15 protein-coding genes and 1 riboswitch are annotated in these 21,201 nt (G+C 29.7%); all 15 genes read right to left on the reverse strand.

The window, feature by feature from the left end; genetic code table 11:
* Positions 1-134 precede the first annotated feature (134 nt).
* Positions 135-1,979 carry a translational GTPase TypA gene (gene typA, locus DQN46_RS05590; RefSeq protein ID WP_004634202.1) on the reverse strand — a complete coding sequence of 615 codons (1,845 nt, stop codon included), beginning with the start codon at positions 1,977-1,979 and terminating at the stop codon, positions 135-137.
* Between the two features lie 241 nt (positions 1,980-2,220).
* Positions 2,221-3,876, reverse strand: a complete 1,656-nt coding sequence (locus DQN46_RS05595) for an L-lactate permease (RefSeq protein WP_111743288.1) — start codon at positions 3,874-3,876, stop codon at positions 2,221-2,223.
* A gap of 545 nt (positions 3,877-4,421) precedes the next feature.
* Entirely contained in the window at positions 4,422-4,886 is a 465-nt protein-coding gene (smpB, locus tag DQN46_RS05600) for an SsrA-binding protein SmpB (protein WP_111743289.1), read from the reverse strand.
* Positions 4,887-4,898: 12 nt separating this feature from the next.
* The gene (gene rnr / locus DQN46_RS05605) at positions 4,899-7,025 is read right to left on the reverse strand and encodes a ribonuclease R (protein WP_111743290.1); all 2,127 of its coding nucleotides are present in this window, start codon (positions 7,023-7,025) and stop codon (positions 4,899-4,901) included.
* A gap of 80 nt (positions 7,026-7,105) precedes the next feature.
* Positions 7,106-7,336 (reverse strand): preprotein translocase subunit SecG, encoded by a 231-nt coding sequence (secG, locus tag DQN46_RS05610; RefSeq protein WP_004634195.1) that lies wholly within the window; start codon positions 7,334-7,336, stop codon positions 7,106-7,108.
* A 79-nt stretch (positions 7,337-7,415) separates the two neighbouring features.
* The gene (locus DQN46_RS05615; protein ID WP_111743291.1) at positions 7,416-8,504 is read right to left on the reverse strand and encodes a PIN/TRAM domain-containing protein; all 1,089 of its coding nucleotides are present in this window, start codon (positions 8,502-8,504) and stop codon (positions 7,416-7,418) included.
* Between the two features lie 279 nt (positions 8,505-8,783).
* Positions 8,784-10,169 (reverse strand): DNA repair protein RadA, encoded by a 1,386-nt coding sequence (radA, locus tag DQN46_RS05620; protein WP_111743292.1) that lies wholly within the window; start codon positions 10,167-10,169, stop codon positions 8,784-8,786.
* A 2-nt stretch (positions 10,170-10,171) separates the two neighbouring features.
* On the reverse strand, positions 10,172-12,646 hold the full coding sequence (locus DQN46_RS05625; protein ID WP_004634189.1) for an ATP-dependent Clp protease ATP-binding subunit: 2,475 nt from the start codon (positions 12,644-12,646) through the stop codon (positions 10,172-10,174).
* Positions 12,647-12,650: 4 nt separating this feature from the next.
* A complete protein-coding gene (locus DQN46_RS05630) occupies positions 12,651-13,178 on the reverse strand; it encodes a CtsR family transcriptional regulator (RefSeq protein WP_111743293.1) in 528 nt (175 codons plus the stop codon).
* Between the two features lie 190 nt (positions 13,179-13,368).
* Entirely contained in the window at positions 13,369-14,628 is a 1,260-nt protein-coding gene (locus tag DQN46_RS05635; protein WP_111743294.1) for a nucleobase:cation symporter-2 family protein, read from the reverse strand.
* Positions 14,629-14,761: 133 nt separating this feature from the next.
* Positions 14,762-14,863, reverse strand: a riboswitch (purine riboswitch).
* Positions 14,864-15,045: 182 nt separating this feature from the next.
* Positions 15,046-16,764 (reverse strand): ABC transporter ATP-binding protein, encoded by a 1,719-nt coding sequence (locus tag DQN46_RS05640; protein ID WP_111743295.1) that lies wholly within the window; start codon positions 16,762-16,764, stop codon positions 15,046-15,048.
* Complete coding sequence (locus DQN46_RS05645; RefSeq protein WP_111743296.1) at positions 16,754-18,502, reverse strand: ABC transporter ATP-binding protein; 1,749 nt, start codon at positions 18,500-18,502, stop codon at positions 16,754-16,756. Before DQN46_RS05645 ends, DQN46_RS05640 begins: the two co-directional genes overlap by 11 nt.
* A 567-nt stretch (positions 18,503-19,069) precedes the next feature.
* On the reverse strand, positions 19,070-19,537 hold the full coding sequence (gene fabZ / locus DQN46_RS05650; protein WP_004634179.1) for a 3-hydroxyacyl-ACP dehydratase FabZ: 468 nt from the start codon (positions 19,535-19,537) through the stop codon (positions 19,070-19,072).
* 548 nt (positions 19,538-20,085) lie between these two features.
* Positions 20,086-20,331 (reverse strand): hypothetical protein, encoded by a 246-nt coding sequence (locus DQN46_RS05655; protein WP_224207405.1) that lies wholly within the window; start codon positions 20,329-20,331, stop codon positions 20,086-20,088.
* Positions 20,332-20,415: 84 nt separating this feature from the next.
* A complete protein-coding gene (locus DQN46_RS05660) occupies positions 20,416-20,946 on the reverse strand; it encodes a hypothetical protein (protein WP_111743297.1) in 531 nt (176 codons plus the stop codon).
* Between the last annotated feature and the right edge of the window lie 255 nt (positions 20,947-21,201).

The following is a 21,201-nucleotide window of genomic DNA, read 5'->3' on the forward strand; positions in this document are numbered from 1 at the left end:
TAGAATATAATAAATATAATAAAATACTATACTTACATTTCCTTATTTATAGGTAAATAGATATATAATATAAAATTATATTTTTTCAATAAAAAAAGAAACTCTATATTATAAAGTTTCTTTTTTTATTGAATTTATTCTTCTGCATATTTAGCTTTGCGTGCTGCTTTTTCACGCACCGCTTTATCTAATTCTTTTTTACGTAATCTTATTGATTCAGGGGTTACTTCTAAATACTCATCATCACTCAAGTACTCTAAACTTTCTTCTAATGTCATAATACGTGCTTTTTTAAGAGTTACTGTTTGATCTTTTGTAGAAGAACGAACGTTTGTTTGAGCTTTTGCTTTCGTAATATTTACCGTTAAATCATTTTCACGACTATTTTCTCCTACAATCATACCTCCGTAAACCTCTGTACCTGGTTCAATAAACACTGTACCACGATCCTCTAAACTAGAAATTGAATAAGCTGTCGCTTGACCATTTTCTAATGCAACTAATACGCCATTTCTACGTCCACCAACTTTACCTTTTTGCATAGGTTGGTAAGAATCAAATGTATGATTAATAATTCCATATCCTTTTGTCATAGACATAAATTCTGTGCTATATCCGATAAGACCACGCGCTGGTACATTAAAGATAAGACGTGTTTGTCCATTTCCATCAGCTTGCATATCTACCATGTCACCTTTACGTTGTCCTAGAGATTCAATTACAGCTCCTACACTTTCGTCTGGTACATCTACTTGAACACGTTCAACTGGTTCACAATCTACTCCGTCAATATTACGGATAATTACTTCTGGTTTAGATACTTGAAGTTCATAACCTTCACGACGTAAATTCTCAATTAAAATAGATAAGTGCAGCTCACCACGTCCACTTACAACCCAAGAATCACTACTATTTGATTCAACTCGAAGAGATACATCAGTTTCTAGTTGTTGCATTAATCTATCTTCTAATTTTCTTGCCGTAACAAATTTCCCTTCTTTTCCTGCAAATGGTGAATTATTTACTAAGAACGTCATTTGTAAAGTTGGTTCATCAATGTGAAGTACAGGAAGTGCTTCTTGGTGCTCAGTAGGACAAACCGTTTCACCAACGTTAATATCATCCATACCACTTACAGCAACAATATCTCCCGCATGGGCTTCTTGAATTTCATCACGTTTAAGCCCAAAATAACCAAAAATCTTTGTTACACGGAAATTTTTAACAGTTCCATCTAATTTCATTAGAGAAACAGATTCTCCAACTTTCATACTTCCTCTAAATACACGACCAATACCAATACGTCCAACATAGTCATTGTAATCTAATAACGCTACTTGGAATTGAAGTGGTTCATCACGATTGTCGACTGGTGCCGGTACGTAATCAATAATAGTATCATATAAGCATTGCATGTTCTCATCTTGTAGATTTGGATCACTTTCTAAAGATGCTGTTCCGTTAATTGCTGAGGCATAGACAACAGGGAATTCAAGTTGGTCATCATTAGCACCTAATTCGATAAATAAATCAATAACTTCATCAACTACTTCTTCAGGTCTTGCAGAATCTTTATCAATTTTGTTAACAACAACGATAGGTTTTAAATTCTGTTCAAGAGCTTTTTTAAGTACAAAACGAGTTTGTGGCATAGTTCCTTCATAAGCATCTACTACTAAAAGAACACCATCAACCATTTTCATAATACGCTCAACTTCTCCACCAAAGTCGGCATGTCCTGGTGTGTCTAGAATATTAATTCTTTTTCCTTTATAATCAATCGCAGTATTTTTTGCTAAAATAGTAATACCACGTTCTCTTTCTATATCATTAGAATCCATTGCTCTTTCTTCTACATGTTCATTAGAACGAAAAATACCTGATTGTTTCAGTAGTTCATCAACTAATGTTGTTTTACCATGGTCAACGTGAGCAATAATAGCTATATTTCTAACATCATCTCTTAATTTTACTGACATTTTTTTCTCCTTAAGTAATTAACTTATAAAATAAATTATATAATATATTTTCACTATAATAATTATATATCAAAATAATTAATCTAACTTACCAATAATACCACTATTTTTTTCTCTTGTAAATAAATATACTAGTAATTTCTAATATTTTTTATAAAACTTTTATTAAATTTAAAGATTAAAACCAAAAAAAGAAGATTGAGAAAATCTCAATCTTCTTTAATTAATTCACTATTTTATTTTATGGGTGATGAGGAATCATCCATCCAAGTATTCCACTAGCTTGCAGGTAAACTATAATACACACTACAATTAGTAAGATAAAGCTGTGTTTAACTGTAAATTTAAGTAAATCAGACTCTTTACCTACTAATCCAACCGCTGCAGCTGCAACTGCGATAGATTGTGGAGAAATCATCTTACCTACAACCCCTCCAGATGCGTTAGCTGATACTGCAACTAATGGATCCATACCAACTTGGCTAGCTGTAACTTGTTGAAGTTTACCGAATAGTAAGTTAGCTGATGTATCTGAACCTGTGATGAATACTCCGATCCATCCAAGAGCTGGTGATAAGATCTTGAATGCTGCACCTGTAGCTGCTAGAGCGTATCCCAGAGTATTTGACATACCAGAAGCGTTCATGATATATGCAAATCCAACTACGAAACAGATTGTTAATAATGCAAGTTTAACTTCTGAGAATGTTTCAACAAAAGTTTTGAATGTTTCTTTCCAGCTAAGTTTAATAATAAACTTAGATATTAATGCTGCAACAAGAATACCTGTTCCGATAGAACCGATAAGATCTAATTTAAATACAGCTGCAATTTCTTTATGAGAAATAGAATTCACTATATTGTTGTGGATAAGTGGAACTTTTGGATTAAGAGCAATCGTTTTAAAGAATGCTTTAACTGGTTTTAACGTCCAAACAAAGATAATTATTGTTAATACCACGAATGGAGACCATGCTACCATAATCTCATTTAATGAGTGTTTAGGTGCTGCATTTTCTTTATTAGCACTTTCTTCTTCACCTTCAAATCTCCAAGTTGTTTTTGGTTTCCAGTATTGTAATAAAATTACTGTTGCGATTAATGAAACTAATGAAGAAAGAATGTCTGGTAATTGTTCTCCCATATAGTTAGAACTTATGAATTGTGCAATTGCGAATGATCCACCTGATACTAATAGTGCAGGCCAGATTTCCATAGTTTTTTTGAATCCAGCCATCATAAGCACTAAGTAGAATGGGATGAATATAGAAATCAACGGTAATTGACGTCCAATCATAGCTGCGATTTCAACTGCTGCAATAGGTGTTCCATTAGCATAAGTAGTTAATCCATCTAAAGCTGTTACCGGTGCCCCAACTGCTCCAAAAGCAACTGGTGCAGTGTTAGCTACCATACAGATACCTGCTGCATATAACGGTTTAAATCCTAACCCTACTAAAAGTGCTGCTGTGATAGCAACTGGTGCCCCAAATCCTGCAGCTCCTTCTAAGAATGCTCCGAATGAGAAGGCAATGATTAACGCTTGAATACGTCTGTCATCAGTTAATGATGTAATACTATCACGAATAATCGCAAAGTGACCACTTTTAACTGTCATTTTATATAAGAACACAGATGTTAAGATAATCCAAGAGATTGGAAGTATCCCGTAAACCATACCATGAAGAGTTGACATTGCTGCAAATTGGAATGGCATTTTGAAGAATACACAAGCTACTATAATTGCAACTATTAGTGTAAGCATTCCTGTTAGCCAACCTTTTACTTTAAAACCTGCTAGCGTTACAAGATAGAACACTATAGGTATTAATGCAACAAGTGCAGAAATATAAAGATTATCAGCCACTGGCTGTAATAATTGAGTGAATTTTTCCATAAATACACTTCTCCTTTTATAAATATATTTTGTTTATATAAAAACATTATTTAATATCAAAAAAACTTTCTATATTAATATTATTTTAAAAATATTATCATACTTTATTTTATTTAGACTTATTATAAATACTTAATTAAATTTAAAGTACAGTTATATAACAATGTTGGAACTGTAATATATCAATCACTGTATTTTACAGTCACATGTTATATTAGCATATTTTTTTGTGATATTTATTTAATGCTTTTTCAACTTACATTTAATATTGTAGCACGCTTTCATAAAAATGTAAAGCGTTTTTTTAGTTGTTTTATCAATATTCTTTGCAAATGCTTTTGTAGCAAAGAAAAAGATATATATTTTTTGAAATACATTCATTATTTTCAATATAACAGATTTTCATATTCTATATTTATTTTTGATATATTAGATAATAGTATTATATTTTTTTAAAATAAGTATAATCAATATAATAAAAAAATACATCTTTTTAATGAATCAAAGATGTATTTTCCTAAAATTATAAAATAATAAGTTGTTTTTTAATATCGTTGTTTGTCTTTTAATACCCTATTTATTTCTTTTGTAGCTTCTTTTTGTTTCAAGACATGACGTTTATCATAATTCTTTTTACCTTTTGCTACACCTATTAGTAATTTAGCATAACCATTTTTTATATACAACTTTAGTGGAATTATACTAATTCCTACTTCATTTTGTGCATTGGTCAAAACTGCTATTTGTTTTTTCTTTAATAGTAATTTTCTAACACGTAGTGGCTCATGATTAAATCTGTTCCCCTCTTCAAAATGTGATATATGCATATTATAAACAAACATTTCTCCACGTCTTGATTGGCAATATGAATCTTTTAGATTTATTCTACCACGACGTATAGATTTTATTTCTGTACCAGTTAAAACTAATCCAGCCTCATATGTGTCTTCTATAAAATAATCATGGTTAGCTTTCTTATTTTGAGCTATTACTTTTATCTCTTTATTCATAGACTTCATCCTCTATTTTTTCTTTATCAATGATTTATGTTTTAGTATTTTAAAATCAATCTCTTGATTTTCTAAATCAACATTAGCAACCTTTACGATTACCTCATCTCCCAAACGATAAATCTTTTTGTTTCGACGTCCTATTAAGATCATATTTTTTTGATCGTAAGTATAATAATCATCATTCATTGTCTTAATATGAACTAAACCTTCTATCCCTTTACTCTCCAGTGTTATAAAGATTCCAAAGTTTGTTACACTTGAAACCATCCCTCTAAAACTTTGTTCTTGGTATTTCAACATATACTCACACTTTTTCATTTTATCAACTTCGCGCTCACAGTCAACAGCACGTTTTTCATATTCAGATGAACTCTCTGCTAACTCTGGAAGTTTACAAGCGTAATGCTCCAGTGTTTTTTCACTTACATCTCCTTCAAATAAGTATTTTCTAATCATCCTATGAACCAATAAATCTGGATATCTTCTTATTGGTGATGTGAAATGAGTATAGTATTTAGTAGATAAGGCGAAATGTCCAATATTAGACGTTGAATAGCGAGCTTGATTCATCGTTCTAAGAAGGATTGTTGATAACATAGGCTCAACTACCTCTCCCTTAAATTTTTTAAGCATATTAGCTAAAATATAAGGAGATATTTCATCTACCTTCCCTTTTGTTCTATATCCCAAACTAGCTGATATATCAAAAAACTGGCGTAGTTTTTCTATTTTCGGCTCTTCATGAATACGATAGATAAATGGTACTTGCATCCAGTAAAAATGTTCTCCTATTATTTCATTCGCACTTAGCATAAAGTCTTCTATTAGTCTTTCCGATATCCCTCTTTCTCTTAGAACTATATCTAAAGCATCTCCATTTGAATCAACAATAATTTTTGACTCTTCCTTATCAAAATCAATCGCACCTCTTTTTTCACGATTGGTCCGAATTTTTTTCGACAACTCTAATGCTGTCTTTAACATAGACAAATATGGTTTATATTCTTCTACTGTCTCAGCAACATTTTCATAAACTTCATTAACTTTCTTATACGTTAAACGTCCTTTTGATTTTATTATAGCTGGATATATATCATAACTTTCTGGGAAGCCTTTTTCTGAAAAATCAATATCACAACAAATAGTATATCGCAATACATCTGGATTTAATGAACATATATTATTAGATAGTTTCCTTGGTAACATAGGCACAACTCTATCAGCCAAGTATACACTACATCCCCTATTTGCAGCTTCCTTATCTAATGGACTATCTTCTGTTACATAGCGACTAACATCTGCTATAAAAACTTTTAATCTATAGCCTTTCTTTGTTTTCACAACAGAAACAGCATCATCTAAATCTTTTGCATCATCTCCATCTATTGTAACTATCATTTCTTTTGTACAATCACGATAGCTATCATCCATTGTTATTTCATCGCTTATAGCATTTGTTTGTTCTTCTACTTCTTTCGGAAATTCATTAGGAACACCGTGCTTATATATTACTGATAGTATATCCATTCCAGGGTCATCCTTATGCCCCAATGTTTTTATTATTATTCCTTTATGATCTTCAAAACTCACTTTAGAATAATCTGTTATCTCAACTAATACTTTAGTTCCATCAACTAAATTAAAATTTTTAGAATTAATTATTTTAATATACTTCTCTATATTTTTATCATCACTCTTTACAAAAGAGAAAAATTTAGCATTGGTTAACGTTCCAACAGTATACTTAGTATTTCTTTCTAATATCTTTTGGACTATACCTTCTAAATTGCGCTCATCCTTATATACACTATCAATTTTTACAAATACTTTATCACCAGTCATAGCACTTTGAGTAAAGCCTTTAGGGATATAAACTTCTATTCCTAAACTTTCTACATAAACGAATGCAAAACCTTTTTGATGCAATCTAATTATTCCCTCTAAACCTAATTGTTCTTTAACATAAAGAAATTTTTCATTAGGTAGTTGTACTATAGTCGATTTTTGTTCTAATTTTTCTACATGCTTAATTAATTCAACAAAATCTTTTGCCGATTCTATATTTAACTTCTCTTTTAAATCTTCAATACTTAATACTTTATGTTCTTTGAATAAACTTAAGATAATTTCTGACATATAACCCTCCTTTGTCCTAAATTTATCACTATAAAAATAAACCTAAAATGAGTTCACATTTTAGGTTTATCATTTTCAGTCTATAATTTTAACCAAGTAAGACACACTAGCGAAATAACAAATATTACTGCTAACACAATTGTAATTCGTTGTAAAACTAATTCTGCTCCTCTTACTTTTTGTTTCCCAAACAATTCTTCTGCTCCACCAGTTAATCCCGATAGACCACCAGACTTACTTTCTTGTAATAAAACTACTATAATTATAAGTATACTACTTATCATTGCTGTTGCCATTAAAAAAGTGTGCATACTCTCCTCCTAAAATCTAATTCATTTATTATAATATCGCATTTTATCATAACATATTTTATGACAAAAAGCAAATTTATTAAACAATCTTGGTGAAGATAATTCTTCCTGATGAAGTTTGAAGAACACTTTGAACTTCTACTTCTATATTTTTTCCTACATAGCGTTTACCATTCTCTACGACTATCATAGTTCCATCTTCTGTATAAGCAACACCTTGGTTATTTTCCTTACCTTCTCTTAGAACTTGGACTTTTAAGCGTTCACCTGTTGTTAGAATAGGCTTTACCGCATTACTTAAGTCATTAACATTAAGTACCTTAATCGATTGTAATGTTGCAAGTTTATTTAAATTATAATCTGTTGTTATTATAGCACATTTATATTTTAATGCATAATCTATTAATAGATTATCTACACCTTTATGTTCGCTATATTTATAGTGATTATCTATTTCCAAATCTATTTCTTTCATCTTTTGGAGATCCTCTACACAGTCAAGCCCTAGTCTTCCCTTAGCTCGCTTTAGCGGATCTTCTGAATCGGAAATAAGTTGCAATTCTTTTAACACAAAATCAGGAACTATTATTTTCCCTTCTAAAAATCCTGTTTTAGCAACATCGTGAATACGCGAATCTATAAGTGCACTAGTATCAATTACCTTTGCCATAACTTCTTGAAGCTTTTTAGATTTTTGTTTAGCTTCTTTATCCTTATTTCTATTACTAAATCGAAATGCATCAAAAATACTTATAAATTCTCCACCTCGACGATAACCTAAAATTAAACCAAGGTAGCCAAAAACAATATAAATAACTGAAGAAATTATTCTTCCCATTATACCAGCCCCTGCTATTACATCAACAGCTGCAGATAATAATGCAGCTACTAATAACCCGAGTATTAATCCTATCGTAGTAAAGACAATTTTTTGAATAGGAGTTTTTGATAAACGATCTTCTATTCTTTTCATAGTTGTTACAAATTTATCTGAAAATAATAAAGACATTAAAACGAAAACTACAGTAGTTCCTATTGTAACAACTAGTCTTAAAGTCGTTTCATTCATTGTTGGAAAAACATTATAATTTAATAGAATTCCTGTTGATAAAGTTCCTATAGTTATTCCTAAAAATAATGAAACTACTATTAATACTTTTTTTAACATAAAATCACTCCTTTTTTTATTTTTATAACAAATCTTTTAAATTAAGCATCTAAATAATATAATTAGTAAAAATATAGGATACTAAATAATTTACTACTTAATAAAAAACTTACTATATTTCTATTCTACTACAACTTCTTTAAAATTAATATAATTTTTATAAAAAAATTAAAAATATTTTTTAAGTAAAATATCTTTAATCAGCCCTTGAAAATTAATATAAGAAATTTATAGAAGAATAAGTTGAAATTCTACAACAAAATTTCAACTTATCTCTTTTTAAAATATACTTCCGAATGCTATATCTAAACATTCTCTAATATCTTTTACTGGTATAATTTCTATTCCAGGAGGAAATTCAGCATTCTTCATATTCCCAGCCGGAACAATCGCGCGTTTAAAGCCATGTTTTTTTGCTTCACTTATCCTTTGTTCAATACGGCTAACACGTCGAACTTCTCCAGTTAAGCCTACTTCTCCAATAAAACAATCATTCATATCGACTGCTATATCTTTAAAACTTGAAGCAACAGCAACAACTACACCAAGGTCTACCGCGGGATCATCTATTCTAACACCACCAGATACCTTTACATAAACATCTTGTTGTTGCAACAAATATCCTACTTTTTTCTCAAGAACAGCCATAAGTAAAATCAACTTATTGTATTCTAGACCTGATGATACACGACGAGGATTATTAAAAGCTGTTGGAGTTGTTAAAGATTGGATTTCTACCAATAATGCTCTACTACCTTCCATTGTACTTATTATAGTAGCACCAGCTAAATTTTTACTTCTTTCCTCTAGGAACATCTGTGAAGGATTAGCTAAGTCTTCTAATCCACTAGATTTCATTTCAAAAATTCCTATTTCATTAGTAGATCCAAAACGATTTTTCACCGCTCGAAGCATCCGATAACTATGTTGGCCTTCTCCTTCAAAGTATAGAACTGTATCAACCATATGTTCAAGCATACGAGGCCCCGCTATTGTTCCTTCTTTAGTTACATGTCCCACAATGAATATGGCAATATTTAAACTCTTTGCAATCTTCATAAGTTGTTGAGTACATTCACGAACTTGAGTAATACTTCCTGGTGAATTTTCTAAATTTGGATTATATATAGTTTGTATTGAGTCTATTACTAAGAATTTAGGTTTAACTTTTTTTACTACCTCATATATCAAGTTTAAATCTGTCTGTGCATATACATAAAGTTCATCTGTATTATTTTTCAACCTATCTGCTCGGATTTTGACTTGTCTTACTGATTCTTCCCCAGTAACATAAAGAACATCATGTTCTTTCGCTAAATATGCTGATATTTGTAATAATAGCGTTGATTTACCAATCCCTGGATCTCCTCCTAAAAGAACTAGTGAACCTCCAACGACCCCACCACCAAGAACTCTATTTAGTTCTTGACTATCTGTTAGAGTTCTCGGAACATCTTGAGTAGACACTGATTTTAGTTTTCCGGCCTCTAAACGTTCTGTATCACTACTTGTTGGAATAAATGCGGTATGTTTTGTCTTTTTTTGTGGAGTTTCTACCACTTCTTCCATTGATGCCCATTTTTTACAACTTGGGCATCTCCCCATATATTTTAAACTTTGATAACCGCAGGCATTGCACTCATATTTCACATTTACTTTTGCCATAATTACCTCTTAGTCTTTTTAACCACAAATTTATCATTTTTATAGTCAATATTGATAATCCCACTTAGTTCAGGATTTCTTAATAGCTCTTCACTCAATAAATCTTCGATATTTTTTTGAATACTACGTTTTAATGGACGAGCTCCATATTCTTTAATACTTCCATCTTCAACAATTTTCGCCATCGCTTTTTTAGTAAGTTTGATAGTTATATTTCTGTCTTCTAAGCGTTTCGATAAACCTTTAATTAATAATTCAGATATTTTTTCTAATTCTTCTTTTTCTAGAGTTTTGAAGACTATAATATCATCAATACGGTTTAAAAATTCCGGACGATATTGTTTTTTCAATGCTTCCATCATTGTATTTTGAACATTTTTATAATCATTTTTAATTGATTCACTTCCTCCAAAACCAACAAATTTCTGATCTTTAAGTTCACTAACTCCAACATTTGAAGTCATAATGATAATTGTGTTTTTAAAATCGATTGTTCGACCAGAAGCATCTGTTAAACGACCATCATCTAATACTTGTAGTAAAATATTAAATATTGATGGATGTGCTTTTTCTATTTCATCAAATAATACTACAGAATAAGGTTTCTGACGGACTTGTTCTGATAATTGGCCTGCTTCTTCATAACCAACATATCCTGGAGGAGCTCCAACTAATCTACTAATTGAATGAGGTTCCATATATTCACTCATATCAATTCTTATCATATTATCTTCAGAACTAAACAATGCTTCTGATAAACTTTTAGCAAGTTCTGTTTTCCCTACACCAGTTGGCCCTAAGAAAATGAAACTTCCTATTGGACGGTTTTCCGCCTTGAAGCCACTTCTTGCACGTCTAACTGCTTTAGCAAGGCTAGTTACTGCCTCATCTTGACCGATTACGCGCTCATGAAGAATTTCTTCAAGTTTTAATAATCTTTCACTTTCTGTCTCAGTAAGCTTAGTAACCGGAACTCCTGTCCATGCTGCTAATACCTCCGCTACATGATCTGATGTGATTTTTATTTTTTCTTTACTCAAGCTATCTTGCCAAGAAATTTTAAATTGCTCTATTTTATTTATAATTTGATTAACTTCATCACGTTTTTGTGCTGCAATCTCAAACTCTTGATTCATTACCGCTCGATCTTTTTCTTTATTTAAACGACTAAGTTCTTCTTCATATTCTTTAAGTTTTTCTGGTGATTTGTAAAATCTTAATTTAACTTTTGAACATGCCTCATCAATCAAATCAATAGCTTTATCTGGTAAACATCTATCAGTTATATATGTTGTACTTAGTTTCACAGCAGCATCTATCGCCTCATCTGAAATCTCTACATTATGATGCTCTTCATATTTATGACGTAATCCTTTTAATATTTCTATAGAATTTTCCGTACTAGGTTCTTCTACTTTAATCGGTTGGAAACGGCGCTCTAAAGCTGCATCTTTTTCAAAGTATTTTCTATACTCTTCTGTTGTAGTTGCACCTATACATTGAATCAGTCCACGAGATAGAGCTGGTTTTAATATGTTTGATGCATCAGCACTACCTTCTGTTCCACCTGCTCCTATGATTGTATGTATTTCATCAATAAATAGAATAATATCACCAGCATCTTCTATTTCTGAAATAATATTTTTTAATCTTTCCTCAAACTCTCCACGGTATTTAGTTCCAGCTAACAAAGTCCCCATATCAAGAACCATAACTCTTTTCCCTAATAAATTACTAGGAACATTTTGTGAAATTATTCTCTCTGCTAAACCTTCTACAATAGCTGTTTTCCCTACACCTGGTTCTCCAATAAGAACAGGATTATTTTTAGTTCTTCTATTTAATATTTCAATCATACGCGTAATCTCTTTATCGCGTGCTAATACTGGATCTAATTTATTATTAAATGCATCTTTAGTTAAATCTTTTGCTAGAGAATTTAACGTTTTAGTTTTTGCCGAACTATCTTCGGGCATATCTAATTTTTTGAAACCATCAAACAACTTAGCGAATAACCCTTGACTTTGTTTTAACAGTTCAAATAGTTCTGTTATCATCGCCTCTACATGTACATTTAATTTTTCTTTTAGTAATCTTACCGCTGTACTAGTTTGTTCATTTAATAACGATAGTAATAAGTGCTCACTCGTTACTACAAAGCTAGATGTATCATCAGCAAACTGTTGACTTTTTTCTATTGTTCTCACAGCACCATTTGTATAATCAATTTTCATAAGAACATTGCGATAAAAATCTGTTCCTTCTAACTCACTCTCATAAAATTCTACAACATTCTTTCTAAAATCGTCATAGTAGATGCCATATTTATTTAATGTTCTACAAGAAAGAGTATTATTCATGCTAAGCATCGCAAGCAATAAATGTTCAGTTCCTACAGCCTTAACACCAAAATCGTTAGCTTCTTCTTTGGCAGTAGTTAAAACCATAAGAGCCGTTTCGTTAAATCTTATATACATAACTCTATCCTCTCTTATTGTATTTTATATTGGTTAAAAATTTTACTGTTAAATCTTTTAAATTTGTTTTTGTTTTATGTTGCAACTTTTCAGCTACTTCTTTATTTATATAATTTAAGCATTCGTTATGAACCGCAATAATAGTTTCTAGACTGTTTAAAAAATGATTATAATCAAATTTTTCTATATATTCTTTATCAAGTAAGATTTTAGCTATTCTCACAGCTTCATCTAACTCTATTATTTCGTCATCCATAGTATCAATTAAATAATCTATGTAATCTTTATTTGTATGAAGTGTAATTTTGGTAATTCTAATAAAGCCACCTCCACCTCTTTTACTTTCTATTATAAAACCATGTTCCGGTGTGAAACGAGTTTTTATAACATAGTTTAATTGAGATGGTACACAATCAAATTTTTGTGCAACATTACTTCTTTTAATTATTATATGATCTTCTGGAGCTTCATTAAAAAGTTTTTTTATATATTCTTCAAGAATGTCCGTCATATTACTACTATTATTATTCATAAGGCCACCTCCTTTATTGACTAAAATTGACCTTTAATTAAATTATACTACACAAATATATTTTTGTACACAAAAAGATAGTCAATTATAGCAAAAGAAATGAAATATGCTCTCGTTTGAAAAAACAAATATAGCTTGATATTTTTAATAAAAGAAGAGTCATAAGTTTTACCCTATGACTCCTAAAAAATTATTTTTTCCTTTTTGATCTTCTATTAAATATTAAATTCATAACAATCGCCACTATTGTTCCAAGAACAATTCCACTATCTGTAAACATACGAATAAAACTTGGAAGTTGAGCAAATGCTGTCGGTACCGTCGTTACTCCTAAGCCAAGTCCAACAGAACATGCAATAATCATTAAATTCTCTTGTTTTGCAAAATCTGTACTACCTAACATTTTAACTCCGTAAGCAAGAACCATTCCAAACATACTTATCATCGCTCCTCCTAAAACAGGTTGCGGCACAATAGTAGCAAGAGCTCCAATTTTCGGAATAGATCCAAACACTAAAAGAATAAGAACCATCACATACATTACTCTCTTACTCTTAACCCCAGAAATTTGAACAAGACCTACATTTTGTGAATATGTAGTATAAGGAAAAGCATTAACAGTAGAACCAATCATAACAGCAAGCCCTTCTGCAAAATATCCACTACGTAAATCTTTTTCCCCTATTTTTTTATCACAAATATTTCCTAGTGCATAGTATACACCTGTTGATTCTATCATGCTAACAATACCTACAATAACAAAAGTTAAAATAGCACTAGCACGAAATTCGAACCCAGAAAATTTAAATGGTGTTGGATGTTGGAACCAAGAAGCATTTGATACTTCAGTAAGGCTAACCATCCCCATAAAACTTGCAATAATAGTACCTATAACAAGACCTAATAAAATAGCAATAGATTGAATAAAACCAGTTGTAAACTTGTAAATTACTAAAATTATTGCAAGGGTAATACAAGCAAGAACAATATTTTTTGGATTACCAAAATCAGGTGAACCTTGTCCTCCCGCAATATAATTCATCGCAACTGGTACTAATGTGATACCGATAATAGTAACTACACTTCCTGTAACCACTGGTGGAAATAATTTTGCAACCTTAGCAAAAAATGGAGCGATTAAAACCACCACTAATCCAGAAATAAAAATAGAACCATACATAGTTGCTAGACCTGCACTATTCCCTATCGCAATCATTGGAGCAACCGCAGTAAAAGTACAACCTAAAACAACTGGTAGACCAATACCTACGAATTTCCCTTTGTAAACTTGTAGAAATGTTGCCACCCCACACATGAAAATATCAACTGATACCAAATACGTCGTTTGTTCAGCACTAAGTCCTAGACCCGCAGCTACTATAATCGGAACAATTACAGCTCCTGCGTACATGGCAAGAACGTGCTGCAAACTTAAAATAAAAGTTTTCAAAATAAATTCTCCTTTATATTTTGCACATAAGACTGTAAAAGTAAGTTTTCGAATTCTTCTATAAAAATAAAAACTCGCCTATATTATAAAAATAATATAGGCGTAATCCTTCAATATACTAATAAAATTAGAATAAAATACTAAGAAAGCCCATAGTCGTTAAATTTACGGTTAAACGGTAGAAACTCGCAAGCCATATTCTTGCAGTTATATGTGCATATTTATTCTATTAATATATCAATTTTTATTTATAAATTCAAGTGTTAAATTAAAATTTTTTATTATTTTTCTTAATTACTTAAATGTGTATAATTAAATAATCATATATAACTTTTTATATTATCAAGTTGCTATGTACTCATAATTTTATAACCTCATTATACTCCTTACAAAAACAACTTGAATTAATCCTGGTAGTTAATATGTAAATTGTTCTACCAATTTTGCTCTGTCAATTAAATTTTTATAAATTTTTGAATGTTCTAACAAGTAGTTATGAGAACCTTGACATTCGACTATTCCATCATTCAAAACTATTATTTTATCTGCATTTTCTATTGATTTTAATCTATGAGAAATTACAATAACTGTTTTATTTTTTATCAGATTATTTAGGCTATCCTGAATTTTTTTCTCATTTTCAACGTCTAATGCTGCAGTTATTTCATCCAAAATTATTATTGGTGCATTTTTCAAGAAAGCTCTAGCAATAGATAACCTTTGTCTTTCCCCGCCTGACAATGTAGCACCATTTTCTCCAATAACTGTATTATATCCGTTTTCTAAATTATCAATAAAGTCACAGCATGCCATCTTAGCTGCTTCTATAACTTCTTCATCAGTAGCATCACTTCGTCCTATCCTAATATTTTCTAAAATTGATGTATTAAACAATACTACATCTTGGAATACTATAGATACATATTTATACAAAGAATTTGTTGCTATGTCTTTTATATCATGATTATCAATAACTATCTTCCCATCATCATAATCATACAATCTTGATATTAATTTTAATATACTAGTTTTACCACAACCAGATACTCCTACTAGAGCTGTTACTTCATTTTGTTTAGCTATAAAACTAACATCTTTTAAAACTGGATAGTTTTTATCATAACCAAACTTCACATTTTTTAGTTCAATATCAAAATTATTTAATTCTACTTCTTTTCCTTCTTGAATTTTTGTTTCTTTTATTTCTTTAATGCGCTTAATACGAGCATCTAAATAAAATAGCTCAGATGTATTCGCTCCTAAACCATCTACGATATCCTTCATCTTCATAGCAACAAATATATAACCTATTAAGTATAGTAGATTAATACTGCCATTAGCATATAAATTCGCACCGACAATAACTACTACAGCTAAAGTTCCTTGCGTAACAACCCATGATAAGAATAAAGGGATAAACAGCGTGATTTCCGTCTTAAACATCATCTTTTCACTTTCATCCATATCTTTATTTAATTTTTCTCGTATTTTATTTCCTAAGCCAAAACTCTTAATATCTTGCTGTAGTTCAATTGCTTCTTGAAAACTATCCGAGTTTTGGCGTAATTTGTCATAATGTTTTTTATGATTTTTTAATTGCAATTTCTTTGATACAAGTATCAAAGAATAACTTAATACAACCGGAATAATTATAGATAGACCTAAGTATATATTACCTACTAGCATTAGCGCCGACATAATAGGAAAGAATAATACAAAACCTATTATTTTTGCCATTGCATGACTCATCGCATGTTCTATAGCTTCTACATCCTTCATAACTGTCTGACTAATATCTGATAAGTCATGTTTAGAAAAATATGCAAGTGGCAAATTACTCAGTGTTGTCGCTATATCTGTTCTTAGATTTGCACTTTCTCTATAAGTTGAACTATATAAAGCATCATATTCTTTCGCCAAAAGAATATACATAATTACTAATATAAATATTGAAATACCAATATACAAAGTATCACTCTTCACATTCCCTAATAATAATTCATCAATAAGAATCATCAGCAAAATTGCAGGAAACATATTACAAAAAAATACTAAGAACGAAAGCATACTTGCCTTCAAAAGATCACTTGCACCTTGATTGGTTAATGCAAACCATTCTTTAATTTTATTTTTCATAATTAACCCTCCATTCATTTGCTACACTATATAAGTTTTGGAATTTTCTATATCTGCTATCTATACTCATTAGTTGACTATCTGTCCCTCTTTCAATAATCTTTCCATCTTCCATCACTAATATTTCATCAACATTTCTTATACTTGGTAACCTATGTGCAATCATAATAACAGTCTTATCTTTTATTAAATTTGAAAAGGCTTGTTGCAACTCATATTCATTATCTGGATCTACCGCTGCACTAGCTTCGTCCATAATAATTATTTTTGCATCTTTTAATATCGCTCTTGCTATTGCAATTCTTTGTTTTTCTCCTCCTGACAGATAGACCCCTTCTGTACCTATAAGAGTCTGTTCTCTCAAATCAAACTTTTCAAGAATACTATCACATCCTGCTAACTGTAAAGCATTCATAACTTCTTCATAAGTTGCATCTTCCTTACCAATTTTTACATTCTCATAAATAGTAGCTTTAAATAGCTTAACATTCTGAAAAACAAAAGCAATATTATTTATTAAGGCATCTTCTGTATATGACTCAATATTTTTACCCCCTATTTTTATAACTCCATCATTTATTTTATAAAACCCTGAGATTAATTTTGCTACAGTAGATTTCCCGCTTCCTGAAGCCCCAACAAGTGCATAGCATTTATTCTCTTCTAAGCTAAAACTTAAATTTTCGATAACATTCTTATCTGTATATCCAAAGCTTACGTTATCAAATTCTATATTGAAACTATCAAATTTGTTATCATTCCCAAATTTTAAGTTATTATTGTTCATTTCTTCAAATAATTTTTCTAACTTTTCAACTACAGACTGTCCCATAAAAGCATACATTGAAACATACATAATAGCCATTAATGATACAAACAGAGTTCCACTTAAAAATAACAACATAATCAACTCAACAGTTAGCATCTTAGGATCATCTTTACCTATAAATAGGACTATTATCGGAATAAGTATCGCAATAAAGCTGAAAAAGAACCATTGAAATCCTACAAATCCTCTTTTACATGTCATCGCATACTCCAATGAATATTTTGAATAATTATTAATAGCAGTATTCAAAGCCTTAAATGATTCCACATTTATACCAAATATCTTAATTACTTGTATACCTCTAACATATTCAACGGTTTCACTACTTAATGTCTCTAGAGATTCTTGATAAATCTTCATAAATTCTTTTTCACCAGCCATCATTGAAAGTGAAATTCCCCCTACCACACAAAGACACATAAGAACTATCCCTACTTTCAAACTAACAAAAAATCCTAGTATTAGTAGTAAAATAGGCATTAGTATTGCTCCTGCATTATCTGGAATTAGGTGTGCTACTATCATATGTGTTTGAGAGGCATTGTCATCTATAATCTTCCTTGTTTTCCCTGAAGGATGTGTATCAAAAAAACTAAAACTCGCCTTTGATAAACCTCTTATACCATATTTTCTAAGATTAGTTTCCAATCTAAAGCCTAATACATGTGTTACCAATCCTGCAATTCCATATAAAGTAATACCACCTACTAATAATCCAACAATTATTAAAGCATATGACTTAGCATCACTAATATTATTAAATATTATTAACTCAACTAAAAATCGACTTAAATAATAGTAGGCAAAAACTTTTAATACTACTGAAGCCATTGACAAGATAATCCCTATATATGCCAAATATTTTTCTTTTGGTACGTAAGACAATATTTTTTTATAAACTTCTAACATGATTTTCTCCTTATATTTATAGATTTTTATTAACATAAAGTCATAGACAAATAAACCTAATAGATCTCTTACCTTAATTTTATCACTTCAGTTATCAATTGTAAATAATAATTATTATCAGTTAAATTCTCTCTTAAAATTTTGCAAAAAAATAATTATAGAGATATTAATTATTCTGTAAATGAAATAGCTAAAAAAATGGACGTATATATTCCTACAATATAAAAAACTCGACTTTTTACATCTAATCAAGAAAAATTTTTTTCAAATAGAAAAGATTAAGATGAAATTTTGTCTCACTAATCTCCATTTATCTTAGCAACAATTCTAATGAAAATAGTAATGGTCTTTTTAGGGGTATTACACTAAAAAGACCGATTTAAGTAATATTTATTTAGTTAAGTTAGTTGAAAATCTAATTCAATAAACAAATAGAAATAGAAAACGCCTGAATTTTAAAACATCATTTGAAGCATATATACATAAACTTAATTTGTTATGATATATATTTCTTTTTTATTTGTAATTTATCAATTTCCTATTCTCTTAACTTGATTTATAATTAATTTAATCTTCATTTTTAGACACTAACATCTTTCCTGAAGCAACTTCTTTTCCTTCTTCGTCTAGAATCACAGCATCAATTCCTAAAAGTTTACCTAAATTAGACTGTAATTCGCAAATTATCCTTAATTGATCGCCTGGCATTACTAATTTTTTAAACTTAAAATTTTTAACACTAGCCAGATAGCCTACTTTATTAGTAATAGCTTCATAATCTACTATTTTATCTATTTCCTCTAATCCAATATAGTCCAAAATACATAACAATCCTGCTGATTGAGCTGCCATTTCAATCATTAAAACACCAGGTACAACCGGCTGTTTTGGGAAATGACCTTGAAAGTACGGCTCATTTATTGTTATATTTTTACGGCACTCAATTACTCCCTTTTTGTAACTAACTACTTTATCCACTAACAAAAATGGATAACTATGTGGTAACAACTTCATTATAGTTTCTATATTAATCATTATTAATTACCTCTCTATTTATATTAATAAAGCTTCATCTGAAAAATTCAATGAATAATATTACATAAATATCATTTCCGTAATAACTCAGATATGAAAAGTTATTTTACTGCAAGGATTTTTGCTTATCTTTTCCTCCTTTCCTTTTCTAACAACTATTTTAATATCTATTGAGTAAATCTTAAAACTTTAAATATCTTTACTATATATAATAAAATTTTATTCTTCAATTGTCAAATCAAGAGAGGAAATTATCTATTAAATTAAGCTATAATTTCTTAAACTATTAACCCTATATAAAATATTTTTCTATGAGAATTAAACAATAATCAATTATAGTTGTACAATAACTAGGTTTTATAATAAATACTATCCATAAAGTACTTCTAACAGGTAATGCCCCTGTTATATCTTTTCTTTGTTTTATTATTCTTTATATAACTTACTAACACTACTTTATCTTAAGATAAAAAAGAAGTTGGTTTCTACCAACTTCATACTCTACTCCTTATCCCTAGAAAAATCTGAAGTAAGGTATGCCATTATAGTTATATATAGATATAGTGACTACTATTGAATAAATCACCACCTAGTGAATGACCAATCAGATAAACCTCTTCACAATCTCTTACTTCATCATTAAACCAATTTTGCAGTTCCTTTTTATCTTGTATTATTTCTTTATAGGGATTTAGAAAAATAGTTTCTACTTCAAGCTCTTGAAAGAAATCCTTTGCGAAATAATAATTACTGCCTAAACCACCTATAAAATATATTTTAATTTTTTGATTCATTACTACCTTTAACTCCTTAAAATACTAAGATAAATATAAAATCAATATTTTCAATATTAACTTATATATTATAGCTCTTAAATTTTAACCAAAATATCTAAGCAACATTATAAACATAATGACTATTATAAATAAACTAAGTGTACTCCCCAATATCGCAAAAAACATTTTAACCGGCGAGTTATATTTACGTACTTGAATAGATATATCTAATGGTTCTCGTACTCTTTCATCACAGCCATAAGAGATAATATACTCTCCTTCCGTAGCCTCAAATGAATATCGTTCTTCTCTGTGACTTCTTAGACCTGATACTGTTGTTTGAAGATTACTTTCATTCAAAAGTAATTTTTCTCCAGTATATCGATTCATTACACATATTCCTAAATCTCTAGTTTTTGTTTTACCAAAAATAGTACTAACTAACCTAATAGAGTAATTTACCTTTAACCATATAGAATATTTTCCGTATTCACTTATTGTAAAAGTAGTTTCTTTCTCACTACTAGGTAATTCACAAATCGCTTTATTTATTATAATTTTCACAATAGACCTTATACAAAATAATAATAACAATACGCTAATTGCTATTAATGCATAATATAAATTAACCACACTGTTCTCCTAAATTTTTAGTTATTTAAATATAAATAATTCCTATAAGTATTTATATACTAATAATATTATTATAAGCTATTTACTTTATGAAAACAATAGGAAATTAATAACCTATGATATATGATAGCAATTTTATAAATAATATATCAAAAAATAATATTATTCTTATATTTATACGTGATTCTAAAAACTACATTTATAATAATTAATTAAAAAATCGAAGCTAATTTCTTAACTTCGACTCTTTACTAT

It is taken from the genome of Gemella morbillorum (assembly GCF_900476045.1).
GTDB classification, from domain to species: domain Bacteria; phylum Bacillota; class Bacilli; order Staphylococcales; family Gemellaceae; genus Gemella; species Gemella morbillorum.

Coding starts and splice junctions, on each gene's coding strand:
- DQN46_RS05655 (WP_224207405.1), bottom strand. CDS start 20,331: ATGAATCAAAAAATTAAAATATATTTTATAGGTGGTTTAGGCAGTAAT.
- radA (WP_111743292.1), bottom strand. CDS start 10,169: ATGGCAAAAGTAAATGTGAAATATGAGTGCAATGCCTGCGGTTATCAA.
- DQN46_RS05625 (WP_004634189.1), bottom strand. CDS start 12,646: ATGTATATAAGATTTAACGAAACGGCTCTTATGGTTTTAACTACTGCC.
- smpB (WP_111743289.1), bottom strand. CDS start 4,886: ATGAATAAAGAGATAAAAGTAATAGCTCAAAATAAGAAAGCTAACCAT.
- DQN46_RS05645 (WP_111743296.1), bottom strand. CDS start 18,502: ATGTTAGAAGTTTATAAAAAAATATTGTCTTACGTACCAAAAGAAAAA.
- fabZ (WP_004634179.1), bottom strand. CDS start 19,537: ATGATTAATATAGAAACTATAATGAAGTTGTTACCACATAGTTATCCA.
- DQN46_RS05595 (WP_111743288.1), bottom strand. CDS start 3,876: ATGGAAAAATTCACTCAATTATTACAGCCAGTGGCTGATAATCTTTAT.
- rnr (WP_111743290.1), bottom strand. CDS start 7,025: ATGTCAGAAATTATCTTAAGTTTATTCAAAGAACATAAAGTATTAAGT.
- typA (WP_004634202.1), bottom strand. CDS start 1,979: ATGTCAGTAAAATTAAGAGATGATGTTAGAAATATAGCTATTATTGCT.
- DQN46_RS05640 (WP_111743295.1), bottom strand. CDS start 16,764: ATGAAAAATAAAATTAAAGAATGGTTTGCATTAACCAATCAAGGTGCA.
- DQN46_RS05630 (WP_111743293.1), bottom strand. CDS start 13,178: ATGAATAATAATAGTAGTAATATGACGGACATTCTTGAAGAATATATA.
- DQN46_RS05615 (WP_111743291.1), bottom strand. CDS start 8,504: ATGTTAAAAAAAGTATTAATAGTAGTTTCATTATTTTTAGGAATAACT.
- secG (WP_004634195.1), bottom strand. CDS start 7,336: ATGCACACTTTTTTAATGGCAACAGCAATGATAAGTAGTATACTTATA.